The following is a 13272-nucleotide window of genomic DNA, read 5'->3' as shown; positions in this document are numbered from 1 at the left end:
TACTTTTATTGGAACAAAAAACCACTTCTACCTTATGACAGGCGAAAGTGGTTCTATTTTATAGGGTACGATTCTATTCTTCTTTAGGTACAAAATCGAAAATTTGTCCTTCTTCCATAAGATCAATCAGACGATCTAACCACATATAATAACGTACTGCTTCTTCCATTTTCTCTTTATCTTTCATCAATACTTGGGTCGCTGGTGACTCACTATCGAGATCAACAATCAATTTATCGATTTCTTTGACCGATTTGCGTAACACTAAAATATTACTTTCAACCGATTTGCGCCATTTGATAGCGAAAAAATCAGTAAATGTCTGATACCAGTCATATTCGACTTCATATAAGTCTTTACGTGACCCTTTTTCCCAGACTTTATTAACCATACGTAAATCTAGCAAATTACGGATACCTGTACTCATGCTTGTTTTACTCATCGCCATTTCAGTACCCATATCATCTAAAGTCATAGGTTTGTCTGCAAAAAACAACATTCCATATAAATGTCCTGTAGATAATGTTACTCCATATAGATCCATATTACGTCCGATGACTTCGATAACACGTTTTCTTACTTTTTCTACTGCCTCTTGCTGTGATTCATTTAATTGGTCCAAGCTCATGCTTGCACACTCCTATTCTATATATACAGTTTATTCTTTATGATCTGGATATTATGTTTTCTTAAATCATTTTAAAAAAGATAATCTCAAAAGTAAAGTCTCAAAATGAATAGTATGACTGAGAATATGAGCGTATATTAAAGTATTCCTTATAAACTTTCTGTACAGTTTTTTCTGTACATACTAAATATACGGGTTTTACGGTTGATTTGCAAACTTATATTTGTTACAATGAATCTCGTCGGTTTGCAAATGATGAAAATAATCATTTATTTTCTGTAAGTATAATGTTTTTCATCTTTATCTTCCTACTATATAAAAGGGGTGACAAATAGTGTCTATTTTAGAAATCAAAAATGTAAGTAAGTTGTTCGGTCCAAACGCAGAACAAAATGCAAAATTATTGGATCAAGGTTGGACAAAAGAAAAAATGGCTAAAGAAAAACAGATTACTGTTGGTGTCAATCGTGTCAATATGGAGATTGAAGAAGGCGAAATCTTCGTAATCATGGGATTGTCTGGTAGTGGTAAATCTACATTAGTACGTATGTTCAATCGCCTGATCGAACCTACCTCTGGTGAAATTCTAGTCAATGGTAAAGATCTTCGCAAAATGAATAAAGAACAACTTCGCAATGTGCGTCGCAAAACAATCAGTATGGTCTTTCAAAAATTCGCTCTATTCCCTCATCGTAGTGTTCTCGAAAATGTGGAGTACGGACTTGAGATTCAAAAAGTGGCTAAAGCTGAACGTCGTACCAAAGCAGAAACGTCGCTTGAGTTAGTAGGTCTTAAAGGCTGGGAAACGAAAATGCCTGACGAACTTAGTGGTGGTATGCAACAACGTGTCGGTCTAGCACGCGCTCTAGCGAATGATCCTGAAGTTCTTTTAATGGATGAAGCATTTAGTGCACTTGATCCACTGATTCGCCGTGATATGCAAGATGAATTGCTTGAATTACAAGATAAAATGAAAAAAACAATCATCTTTATTACGCATGATCTAGATGAAGCTCTTCGTATCGGTGATCGTATTGCACTGATGAAAGATGGTGCTGTTGTCCAAATCGGTACACCGGAAGAAATCATGATCCAGCCTGCTAACTCTTATGTTGCACGCTTTGTAGAAGATGTTGATTTGTCTAAAGTATTAACTGCTGCTCATGTGATGCGCAGACCTGAGACGATCACATTGGATCGTGGACCTCGTGTAGCGCTTGAATTGATGCGTGAACGCGGTGTATCTAATCTATTCGTTATTGATCGTTCCAAAAAACTACTCGGTATTATTACCGCAGAAGATGCTGTTACCGCAATGAAAACACAACAAAAACTTGAAGACATCTTAATTCGTGATGTGCCTCAAGTAGAACCAGAACGTATGTTGAATGAACTATTTGAATTAGTCAGCACAGCTAAATTGCCTGTTGCTGTTGTAGATGAACGTGATCGCTTAACAGGTGTATTGATCCGTGGAGCATTACTCGGTGCACTTGCCGGCGAAGTAGATAATGGAGAGGTGAATGAGTATGCCTAAGATTCCTTTAGCACAATGGATACAAACGTTAGTAGATTGGCTGAGCCTGCACTGGGCAGGATTTTTCAAAGGCGTATCTAACATCATCAGTTATGTCGTCGATATTTTTACGTATTTCTTTATGTTGCCACACCCATTCTTATTCGTCATTATTATCGGTATTCTCGGGTATATCGCGAATAGATGGTCGCTCGCCATATTCTCAGCACTTGGATTTTTATTAATCTACAACTTGGGATATTGGACAGAAACCATGAACACATTAGGTCTTGTTATCACTTCTGCTCTAATCTCAATCTTGATCGGTGTTCCACTCGGTATTATGTGTGGTTCTAGCAAATTAGCTGCACAAATTATTACACCATTACTTGATTTTATGCAGACCATGCCAGCATTTGTATACTTATTACCGGCTGTAACTTTCTTCAGTCTAGGTGTTGTACCTGGTGTAGTCGCATCTGTTATTTTCGCTATTCCACCAACAATTCGTTTAACCCATTTGGGAATTAGACAAGTATCGGAAGAATTAGTTGAAGCGGCTGACGCATTTGGGTCAACCGGTGGACAGAAATTATTTAAAGTTCAATTACCACTTGCTCTACCAACGATTATGGCAGGTATTAACCAAACGATTATGTTATCTCTATCTATGGTTGTTATCGCATCTATGATTGGTGCACAAGGTATCGGTGCTGTTGTATATCGTGCCGTTGGACAGCTCAAAATTGGTGAAGGTTTCGAAGCAGGTCTAGCTGTTGTTGTTCTTGCTATTGTACTTGACCGTCTTTCTCAGAGCTTATTCAAAGGTGGACGCAAACAACGCGCTTAATAGTAACTAACTGTATACTCTAGCAACATTTGAAAATATTGATTAAAGGGGCGAATTATACGCATGAAAAAGCATAAAAACTTGCTGCTTTTCTCCTGTATTATATTGATCATGATCATTTCTGCCTGTAACCCGAACCGTCAACCATTTCCATCGTTCCCGGGCAGTAAAACAACCAATAGCTCTGATGCTATTGGCGATCAAGTCGGTTACCAGATTATCGGTATCGATGCAGGCGCAGGCATAATGAAAGCTACACGCAAAGCTATCGAAGATTATAAATTAACAGACTGGACATTGGTTGAAGGTTCTAGTGCAGCGATGACAGCAACACTGGATAAAGCAATCAAAAATGAAGAACCTATTATCATTACAGGTTGGACACCACACTGGATGTTCAGTAAATACGATCTTAAATATTTAGAAGATCCGAAGAAATCTTACGGAGATGCTGAAGAAATTCATACGCTTGCTCGTAAAGGATTACAAAAAGACGATCCAACCGCTTATCAATTTTTAGACCGTTTTGAATGGTCTTCTGATGAAATGGGCGAAATGATGGTAGCTATTCAAGCGGGTACTGATTCTGCTGTAGCGGCTAAAGATTGGGCTGAAGCTCATCCTGACCGTGTTGCTGAATGGACCAAAGGCTTGAAAAAAGTAAATGGCAACACACTTACATTAAGCTATGTAGCGTGGGATTCTGAAATTGCCAGTACGAACCTAATAAAATACATTTTAGAAACTCAACTCGGTTACAAAGTAACTGCTTTGCAAGTAGAAGCAGGCCCTATGTTTACCGGTGTGGCTAATGGCGATGCAGATGCTACCGTAGCAGCTTGGTTACCACTTACCCATGCTGACTATTGGGAAAAATACAAAGCCAAACTGGATGACCTCGGCCCTAGTATGACCGGTGTTAAAGTAGGACTTGTTGTTCCTAAATATGTAAATGTGGATTCGATTCAAGATTTGCAGCCTCAAGCAGCTACTAAATAATCTTTATCTTTCATAGAATTTAAATAGAAATACAAAAAAAGCTATCTTTGAAATCGTCAGTGATTTCAAAGATAGCTTTTTTAATGCCTAACTATAGCAGTATACATAAGTTAAAGCTTATTCTGGATCATCTTTGGTATCGTTAAGTTTTTTAACCCACAATCCAAAAGCAATACATGCTACCACTATCATTACTGCATACAATAAAATGTAAGGTGTGTGTGCATTAAATTCCATAAATAAAGGCAACACAGCCGGCAAAATAGAAGTTCCCATCAGGTATTCCTCCTTTATAAATTTTCAATAACGAATTTTTAATCAATCCTTATCTTATTTTACCTCAAATAATACCCTTGTGCCATCCGAATAATTGTCTAATTGGTTACCTATCCATGAACCTGCGCCTCGATTATCTGAAGGTTTGATATAACGGATATCTGCCCCTTCTCCACCTTCTTGACACATCGCCATCGGCCACTCATCTCGATCATAGCCTTTTTTGGTAGCTATTCCTCGTAAAGATAACTGTCTATTCGCTTTGGCGCCTCCACGGTCTATGGTACAGATCGCAGAATGTCCTTCTGCGATCGCGTCTTTGATATGAGCGGCTGTTTTGGGATAGCGATCAGCAGGCACAACAAGGGTATAATCGGCTTGTCCATTAGACGCTTGATTGGGATTCAATATATTGCCAAGATCCACTTGTCCATTCACTAGATAAATAACCCCTGCTAGAATAGCAGTAACCACAAATCCCCATATTTTTTTAGAAGACATCGATTAAGTTCCTCCTATCGTACTCATTCTTTATTATAACCTGCTGTCTCCCTAAATAGGAACAGACGTTTCAATATACAAAAAAATACAAAATTCTTCTATACAAAAGACGAACCGGAAATCATCAGCTCATCCTCTATATAGAAGAATTTTGTATAGAATTCAATCAGACGAATGAATGAAGATTTGACTTACACACGGAATTTCGAAACTTCTGTCTGCAAATCCATTGATAAATGACTTAATGATTCAGCAGCATTCGAGATTTCGCGCATAGACTCTAACTGAATAGTAGATGCTTGAGTCGCTTCTTTTGAATCTGAAGTGATTTGTTGAGAAAGACCTGCAATTTGACGTTCAGAATCCAAAATTTTGGATGAACCGGATGAAATTTGATTCGAAGCAGTAGAAACTTCTTTCACTTGCTCTGTTACCAACTGGATTGCACTGTGTACATTATGGAAAATTTCTCCCATTTGCTGTACTGCTTTGGTACCGCTTTGTACTTCTTTGGCGCCTTCTTCCATTTTGGTTACAGCATGTGACGTTCTTTGAATAATATCTTCGATTTTGTCATTGATCTGTCTAGCAGAATCATTAGAATATTCAGATAATTTTTTCACTTCACTTGCTACAACAGCGAATCCAAGTCCATGTTCACCTGCACGAGCAGCTTCAATAGAAGCATTAAGAGAAAGAAGATTAGTCTGTCCTGCAATATCACGAATCACTTGTACAATCGTAGCGATTTCTTTAGACTGTTCTGCTAACTCATACAATGCTGTTGCTGTCGCTTGTACGGTCTGATCTACATTTTTCATTTGTAGCACTGTTTGTTCTACATTGCTTTCTCCATGTTCAACATCACTTAATGCTTTGCTTGAAGAATCTGCAACTAATGCCACTGATTCAACTATACGATAAATATTATCTGTATTTTTTTCTAACAATTGTTGGTTGTCCATCACTTGTTGTAATTGAAGTCCTGCTGAAGATGAAATGCCTTTGACCGTAATCGTAGCTTCATCAGCTGTTTTCACTGATTCTTCCGAAGTTGCTGTTAATTCTTCAGAAGCGGCTGCCATTTGTTCTGCACTTGAACCAATCACTTGCATCAAACCACGTAAATTATTCTTCATTTCATTAAATGAATTAGCCATTTGACCCAATTCGTCTTTGCTTGAAATCTGAAGATCCTCAATCGTTAAATTCCCCTGTGCAATTTCTTTGGCACCTTCAGCTACAAGAGCAATAGGTTTGGAGAACATGCGAATCACAAAGTATGCAATGACTATCCCTATAATAACAGCAATAACACTAACAACCATCAATGTATAGAGCGTTACATTAGCATCACTATTGGTTTCAGCTTGTGCTTCTTTTAATAGATTAGAATGGTATTCTTCCATCTGTTGCGCTTTGTCTGCTAAAGATAATGCCATCGGTACACATTGCTCTTGGACCATTTTAGTATAAGCAACCACATTATTTTGTTCTTTGTACGTAATCAGTTGATCGGTAATACCGCCATATTGAGTTTCTAGATCAGATAATTCTTGTAACATGTTAATCGTTGTAGAATCATCGGCTAGCTTCTGTTGCATCGTAACGATACCAGCAATCAATTTCTCCTTATTCTGCTTGAACATATCCAGTTGATTCGTATCGCCTGTAAGTAAGTATCCTCTTAAATATTTGGTCTGATCGCCTGCCAAGTATCTTAGATCTTTAATCCCTAGTATGGTCTGAACCCTGTCATTAAGTAAATTTTGATAATTTTTGCTAGCTACATGAACTTCATATCCTCCAATAGCACCTACAAGCAAAACTATAAATATCATGATTGAAAATACGCCTGACAATTTCTGTTTAATGTTCATTTTTTATCACTCTACTTTCATATCTATTGTTCACAATTTAAAATTACAAATTCAGGAAATGCTAATAATAAGATTATCGGGTTATCTATCATATGTTTTATGAGCACTTGTACCTATTTTCGATAAAAATCGACATATTATTTTATTTAGTGCTAAAAATGTAGTTTATGAGTAGATGTATAAGCGTTTACAGATTACATATGTATACTTCATTTCTCCTTTTTATTTAACAATTAAACTTTAGTTCTATATCTTAATACCTATATTTATAAATTATGAAACAAAAAGATATAGTCAGACTATACAAGAAATCACCTTTTACACAAAAATTGTCGATAAAAATAGTATAGAAATAAGAAACGTAATATATATTTCTTCCGTATATGTTCATATCTAAATAAGTTACTCATCATCCAAAAGGGGAAATGTCCAATGTCATTCTTTAACAAAATGCTTGCTCGCGTAGGAGTAGGCGCAGCCAAAATTGATACCATCTTAGAACGTACCGAGTATTATCCTAATGAAGATATGAACGGAGTCGTTCATATTCAAGGAGGCAACGTTGATCAAGAAGTCGGTAATATCTATATTAAAGTGATGACTGAGTATATTCGTGAACACGATGAGAAAAAAGAACATGTACAGTATGCGATGGCTCAATACAAAGTATCTGATGAAATGGTTGTCAAAAAAGGACAAAAGTTAGAAATTCCGTTCTCCTTTATATTACCTTCGCAAACGCCGATCACTTTGGATCGTCAAAAAGTATGGTTGCATACCGGATTGGATATTGGTATGAGCCTTGACCCTACCGATCACGACTATATTACAGTGCATCCACATCCTTACATGGAAACAGTACTTCAAGCGGCTGAATTACTAGGATTCCATTTCCATAGCTCATCTGTTGAATATTTGTCCCGTTCACGTTACGGTGTTCCATTTGTTCAAGAATTCGAATTTACACCAGGTCGTGAATTCAGCAATCGGATTACAGAGTTGGAATTAGTGATGCGCTTAGAACCTCATGGTCTTCAAGTTCTGGTTGAAGTCGATCGCCGTGGACGGGGTCTAGGTGGATTATTTGCTCAAGCTTTCGATATGGATGAGCGTCATGCGTGGTTAGAACTTAGCAACAGTGACTTAAATCGTGGTGTAGAACATATTGCTGATCAATTAGAAAATCTAATTATTCAACAAAGTCGTTAATTTGTATAAGAAGTAAATATTCTTTCCATATTTTTCTGAAATAGCTAACAATGTATACGCAATAGAGATCAAAAAGGATGATCTACGCTAACAGGTGTAGATCATCCTTTTTTCACTTTATAACTTTTAATGCTTTTGATGAAGTGATATGAGGTTTGAATACTGAAAATAGTAAAGTACCTGCAAATCTTTTTAGTAAATCATAAAATTCTTCTTTATCCACCTGACCTCTATAAATCAGAACTTCGTATAGACCCCAACGATCTTGATAAATCAAAGTTGAATCTTCAAAACCATTACGAACATAGAACTTCCTTCTCGTTAACCGTTGCTCATAGTTATTAGCCATCTCATCCACAAATTCTATATTAAGTATTATCCGATTGTTCGGGTACTTTTCTTTAATTAGAGTAAGTGCACGGCTTCCATACCCTTTGGATCTAATATTGTTGTCTATAGCTATATATAAGACATACGTTAAGTCTTTACGAGTGATCAAGTACGTAAATCCTACAAATACATCATCATCATACATAATAAGAAAGTCTACAAAATCTCTTTTAGCTTTCCACAGTAAAAGGTTGATCGGTATCCGCTCGTTTGCAGGGAACGAATCTAAATATAATTCTTTGACTTTATTGATTTGTTGCGGATGTTTCTTTAGTGATTCTACTCTCAGACTCATATCATCAATTCCTTACTATATTCGATTGTTAACCTGTTTTTTTATTAAGGATATACCGATTAGCTTTTTCTTTCTTTCCATACAATACATAATAAAGAACAGATGTTGCGATAACAGCTACTCCTAAAATCATATATATAGTGGGATATCCAGTAATGGGAATAACAAGTCCCAAAAGTGAAGGCCCAAATCCATTTCCAATATCATAAAAAATGAAAAATGTAGCGCTAGCCAGTCCCATACGATGAGGAGGAGCCACGGTTACAGCTATCGTCTGACTGATCGAAGAAATATTCCCAAAGCCAAGACCAATCAACCCTGCTGCAATTAAAAGAGTTAATGCACTATGTGCAGTACCCAAAAGAACCATTCCAATACCGAAAATAATAAAAGCAGGATACATAATATAATTAGCCCCGATGCTATCCATCAATCGCCCGGTAAATGGACGGGAAATCAAAACAGTAACTGTATACACAATAAAGAAGAAACTAGCAGTATCTATTAAATTCAGCTCAATAGCATATAAATTGATATAGGACAAAACACTAGAAAAGCAAAAAGTCATAATCAGAACGATGAAGCTGATCGGCAGTGCTTTCGGTTCAATATACTCTGAAAGTTTAATACCTTTACCCTTTTCTTCTACCACGTCTACTTTTTTCATTTCAGGAATACGGACGAAAAATCCAATGATAATGCTTACGATCGCTAATAGTAGACACACGATAAAAATCATATAAAATCCAGTATGTTGAGCCATATATAGACCGACAAATGGGCCTAGACCAGTTGCTACTGCTGTACTAACAGCAAAATAGCCAATACCTTCACCTCGTTTAGATGTCGGTATCGTAAGCACCACAAGCGTTCCAATCACAGTTGTCGTGATTCCTAATGCAATGCCATTAAAAAATCGGCTAATAATGAAAAAAGAAAGTCCGTAATTCACCAGATACAGAAGAATCGTTAAGGCAAAGAATATAAGTCCAGCCACCAATAGTCGTTTATATTGGAGTCTTTTCATAAGTGATCCTGTAAAAATACGTCCTGTCAGTGCACCAATAATAAAAATTCCTGCTGCCAGACCTGCTTGTCCCGTAGTCGCATCAAATTCTCTTAGCACATAAAGAGCAATCGTGGCATTTAATAACAGGTAAATAAAGATCAAGAAAAAATTGACTAAAGAGAGAATGATGAAATCTTTTGTCCATAATTTCGGTTGTGCTGTTTTCATCATTTTGTTTCCTCTATTTCTTATACTTTCTTATTTTAAAAATGGATATGATTCTCCATTATCCGGTATTAACAATTGAGAAGAAAACTGTTTTTCAACTGCAAATTGTTTCAATTCTTTTTTAGACAATCCCCAGTGATTAGCCGATTCCATATGAACAGAAATGATTGTTGCAGTAGTTGCCGCTTGATGAACTTGATATACGTCCTCTTTGTCCATAATAATTGGACCACCCTCTAGAAATTGATTAGCGCCTGCATTCACTACAATTACTTCTGGCTGATGCGTGTGAATCGTGTCTTGAACACTCTGATACCATACAGTATCGCCAGCTACATATAATGTTTGCTCCTCTGGATGCTTAAAGACTACTCCAGATACATGTCCCATAAGACTGACTAGATCTCCTCTGCCATGCTCCCCTGTTGTCTTGATCAATTGAATCCCTTCAAACAATGTATCTGCTTGCAAAATCTCTACATTTTGAAATCCTGCACTTTGAATTTCTTTTGCATCTTCTTCGTTTTGAGTAAACAGTTTTACGTTTTTGGGCAAGACTTCTTTGGCTACATCATCCCAATGATCTAAATGCAAATGAGTTACAATCACCGCATCGATATGGTCGATAATTTCATTCATAGGAATAGGCAAACTTTCCAACGGATTATTTTGATCTTGTCTTGCTGAATTTGAGAAAGGAGGATACGTACCTTTTTCAGCTAAAAATGGATCTACCAAAAACTTTTTGCCTGCATACTGGATGATCAATGTTGCACTTCGGATTTGCTGTATATTCATGTGTGTAACTCCTTTTGTTTGATTTACATACAGTGTATACTATTGAAACATTGCAAATACATGGTATAAATAAAGTGTTTTTACCGTTTAACTTTATTAATGAAGGGATTTGAACAAATGTTAGATAATACAGATAGGCAAATCCTAGAAGAGCTTTCGAAGAACAGCCGAATCTCGATGAAAGAGTTAGGAGAAAAAATACATTTAAGTGGGCCTGCCGCTTCAGCACGAGTAGAAAAATTAGAAAATAGTGGAATTATTGAAGACTATACGATCAATATTAATCAAATAAAAATGGGGTATTTTGTTCATGCTATGATCAATATCTTTACCAAAAGTACCCATCATCAACCTTATCTTTCTTTCCTAAAAACACAAGAATCCTACGTGATTCATAACTATAAAATTAGCGGAGATAGCTGTTACATTCTGGAATGTAAATTTCCTTCTAACGAGGAATTAAATGAATTTCTGATTCGATTAAATGAGCATGTCAATTACACATTATCTATCATTATTAATAAATAAAATGTGTCTAAAGAAGTGAGTATATGCAAAAGGAATCTGTAAGTTTATCTAGAATGGTTATATTATGAAAGGAGCTGATAGCATGTCTAAATTTTATATGGTTAGAGAAGAGAAATATTCTAGTTATATTCAAGAGACGTTGAATCAGTTGATCCAAAAAGAACACCTGGAGGGGATAGAATCAGTTCACCCCACTACCAATCCAGACAAAGTTTTACTGTATTGCTCAACTCATCACGATGAAGAAGATTCTCCTTATAAATATATTTATTATTTAAATGAGACCGCTAGACTAATCTTTGAAACTCATCAGATTCACTTTACGTATGCTGCAACGATTCCTGAAATTGCTCTTCCATCTAATTGTTCTACATTGGTAGAAACGATACGATCTATTTAAAGCGAGACATGGATATAACAAAAAGACGATTTGCATGTATTGTGCAGATCGTCTTTTATTATATTTATTTCAACTAATTAAGAACATACTTTTCTCCGATCAAAGAATAGGCGACAGCAATCTGGAAATGCCTTCTTTAAACTTAATAATCCATGATCGACTCTGGTAACGTTCTAGTGTAAGTTCACTACTGACTAGACTGTCTTGATCAAATAGATCGTGAAGTTGCTTGGCAATCTGCTCATCATACACGATAGCATTAATCTCAAAGTTCAGTCTAAAGCTACGAGAATCAATATTCATTGTTCCCACAGAAGCTACTTCTTCATCTACTACAATCGTTTTGGCATGCAAAAAGCCTTTTTCATACAAAAGAACTTTGGCTCCATAATCCAGCAATGTCCCTACATGTGCCCATGTTGCCCAATAGACAAACGGATGATCCGGTTTATTAGGGATCATAATTTGTAGATCAATTCCTGAGATCAGAGCAATCTTACACGCATCCATAAAGCTGGCATCTGGAATAAAATACGGAGTCTGAATATAGACATTCTTTTTAGCCGATAAAATCATCTTAATATACATATTTTTAAGATGTTCTGTCTCCGAATTAGGCCCACTGGAAACGATCTGGATCATACTGTTACCATGATGCTTTGCAGAACGGTACTCAAATTCATGATAATCTTCTTTTTGTTCTTTGCGAGCTTGATGCCAATCCAGAATAAATCTGCCCTGAATATGATTGACTGAATCGCCTTCTATTCTAAAATGGGTATCTCTCCAATAACCGAATTTTTTATTTAATCCAAGATATTCATCACCTACATTAAACCCACCAATATAAGCAATCGTTCCATCAATAATGCAAAGCTTGCGGTGATTTCTGTTATTGATGCGGAAATTGATTAATTTGAAAAAGGAAGGGAAAAATACTTCTACTTCTCCACCAGCTAACTGTAATTCTTTAAAAAAGGAACCTGAGATTTTTTTAGAACCTACTTCATCATAAAGTAATCTTACTTTCACGCCTTCTTGAGCTTTTTGAGTTAAAGCATCTCTTAGCCTTCTGCCCAGCGTATCAGGTTGAATAATATAATATTGGATATTAATTTCTTCCGTAGCTGCTTGAATATCTTGAAGCAAAGCATCGAACTTAACATGACCATCATCGAAAATAACGATCTCATTGTCATTCGATAATAAAGCATTGGTTGATCTAAGATTCAGCGTGACTAATTCATCATATTTGGATGGTATCAGAAATTCCTGTGACTGTGTATCTTGTAATGTAAGTAACTGCTTATCGACCTCAGATTGTACAAATCCTCGTTCTTCCGCAGAAAGCCCGTAGAAATTTTTCTTTTTAAGATTACGTCCTAGAAAGATATACACCAGAAAACCAACAATCGGAATAAAAAAGAGAATCATCAACCATGCCCAAGTATACCCTGCATCTCTTTTTTCAAAAAACAGAAATCCGATCGACAAAGCAATATTAATAACGGTAACGATCGAAACGATCAATGTGACTACATTTCCGTATTCCATATGTATGTCCCTTCTTCTAAATTCATCTATTAACTGAATAACACGTCTTTATACTAATATGTAGCTCAATATAGTTAGTTTAAAGCTTCAAGTCATCAATCACAAATGGATATTCATTTTTTACATACTTGTTAAATGCTTATGTTAAATGATATAGCGCTTTTCATTACTATTATAATCTCTAAAAACTTACAAATCATTAATTATTAAA

At 36.1% G+C, this 13272-nt stretch carries 12 protein-coding genes and 1 pseudogene; 5 read left to right on the top strand and 8 right to left on the bottom strand.

The genetic code is table 11. From position 1 onward, the window contains the following. Positions 1–73: 73 nt before the first annotated feature. Positions 74–628: a GbsR/MarR family transcriptional regulator gene (locus PaeCFBP13512_RS06560; RefSeq protein ID WP_137222065.1), complete on the bottom strand. Its 555-nt coding sequence runs from the start codon at positions 626–628 to the stop codon at positions 74–76. A gap of 334 nt (positions 629–962) precedes the next feature. Between PaeCFBP13512_RS06560 and PaeCFBP13512_RS06555 the strand changes: the two genes are divergently transcribed. Together PaeCFBP13512_RS06555 and PaeCFBP13512_RS23635 are read left to right on the top strand one after the other, a co-directional pair. Continuing rightward, positions 963–2165, top strand: coding sequence for a quaternary amine ABC transporter ATP-binding protein (locus tag PaeCFBP13512_RS06555; RefSeq protein ID WP_069326122.1), 1203 nt, complete (start codon positions 963–965; stop codon positions 2163–2165). Next, positions 2158–3993 (top strand): annotated as a pseudogene (locus tag PaeCFBP13512_RS23635) (glycine betaine ABC transporter substrate-binding protein). The gene PaeCFBP13512_RS06555 and the pseudogene PaeCFBP13512_RS23635 overlap by 8 nt, the downstream one beginning before the upstream one ends. 117 nt (positions 3994–4110) lie before the next feature. On the opposite strand, the gene PaeCFBP13512_RS23185 reads toward PaeCFBP13512_RS23635, so the two are convergent. The 3 genes from PaeCFBP13512_RS23185 to PaeCFBP13512_RS06535 all read right to left on the bottom strand — a co-directional run bounded on the left by PaeCFBP13512_RS23185 (position 4111) and on the right by PaeCFBP13512_RS06535 (position 6650). Beyond that, a complete protein-coding gene (locus PaeCFBP13512_RS23185; RefSeq protein ID WP_161594229.1) occupies positions 4111–4269 on the bottom strand; it encodes a hypothetical protein in 159 nt (52 codons plus the stop codon). A 54-nt stretch (positions 4270–4323) separates the two neighbouring features. Beyond that, positions 4324–4770 carry a NucA/NucB deoxyribonuclease domain-containing protein gene (locus tag PaeCFBP13512_RS06540; protein ID WP_069326124.1) on the bottom strand — a complete coding sequence of 149 codons (447 nt, stop codon included), beginning with the start codon at positions 4768–4770 and terminating at the stop codon, positions 4324–4326. Positions 4771–4961: 191 nt separating this feature from the next. Then, complete coding sequence (locus PaeCFBP13512_RS06535; protein WP_137222063.1) at positions 4962–6650, bottom strand: methyl-accepting chemotaxis protein; 1689 nt, start codon at positions 6648–6650, stop codon at positions 4962–4964. Between the two features lie 432 nt (positions 6651–7082). Between PaeCFBP13512_RS06535 and PaeCFBP13512_RS06530 the strand changes: the two genes are divergently transcribed. Then, on the top strand, positions 7083–7859 hold the full coding sequence (locus tag PaeCFBP13512_RS06530) for a sporulation protein (RefSeq protein ID WP_137222061.1): 777 nt from the start codon (positions 7083–7085) through the stop codon (positions 7857–7859). A 112-nt stretch (positions 7860–7971) separates the two neighbouring features. Here PaeCFBP13512_RS06530 and PaeCFBP13512_RS06525 read toward each other — a convergent pair whose 3' ends face one another. The 3 genes from PaeCFBP13512_RS06525 to PaeCFBP13512_RS06515 are packed head-to-tail and all read right to left on the bottom strand — an operon-like array spanning position 7972 to position 10579. Further along, positions 7972–8544 (bottom strand): GNAT family N-acetyltransferase, encoded by a 573-nt coding sequence (locus tag PaeCFBP13512_RS06525; protein ID WP_137222059.1) that lies wholly within the window; start codon positions 8542–8544, stop codon positions 7972–7974. A 28-nt stretch (positions 8545–8572) separates the two neighbouring features. Continuing rightward, the gene (locus PaeCFBP13512_RS06520; protein WP_342671972.1) at positions 8573–9784 is read right to left on the bottom strand and encodes an MFS transporter; all 1212 of its coding nucleotides are present in this window, start codon (positions 9782–9784) and stop codon (positions 8573–8575) included. A gap of 27 nt (positions 9785–9811) precedes the next feature. Then, positions 9812–10579 carry an MBL fold metallo-hydrolase gene (locus PaeCFBP13512_RS06515; protein WP_137222055.1) on the bottom strand — a complete coding sequence of 256 codons (768 nt, stop codon included), beginning with the start codon at positions 10577–10579 and terminating at the stop codon, positions 9812–9814. A gap of 117 nt (positions 10580–10696) precedes the next feature. Here PaeCFBP13512_RS06515 and PaeCFBP13512_RS06510 point away from each other — a divergent pair, with 117 nt between their 5' ends. Both PaeCFBP13512_RS06510 and PaeCFBP13512_RS06505 read left to right on the top strand, forming a co-directional pair. After that, positions 10697–11107, top strand: a complete 411-nt coding sequence (locus PaeCFBP13512_RS06510) for an Lrp/AsnC family transcriptional regulator (RefSeq protein ID WP_069326129.1) — start codon at positions 10697–10699, stop codon at positions 11105–11107. Between the two features lie 82 nt (positions 11108–11189). Continuing rightward, positions 11190–11507 carry a hypothetical protein gene (locus PaeCFBP13512_RS06505; RefSeq protein ID WP_137222053.1) on the top strand — a complete coding sequence of 106 codons (318 nt, stop codon included), beginning with the start codon at positions 11190–11192 and terminating at the stop codon, positions 11505–11507. Positions 11508–11606: 99 nt separating this feature from the next. Here the strand turns inward: PaeCFBP13512_RS06505 and cls are convergent, their stop codons facing one another. Beyond that, a complete protein-coding gene (cls, locus tag PaeCFBP13512_RS06500) occupies positions 11607–13061 on the bottom strand; it encodes a cardiolipin synthase (RefSeq protein ID WP_137222051.1) in 1455 nt (484 codons plus the stop codon). Positions 13062–13272 lie beyond the last annotated feature (211 nt).

The sequence above is a fragment of the Paenibacillus sp. CFBP13512 genome, assembly GCF_005233705.1.
Lineage (GTDB): Bacteria > Bacillota > Bacilli > Paenibacillales > Paenibacillaceae > Saccharibacillus > Saccharibacillus nuruki.
This window is presented reverse-complemented; position numbering and strand designations above follow the sequence as displayed.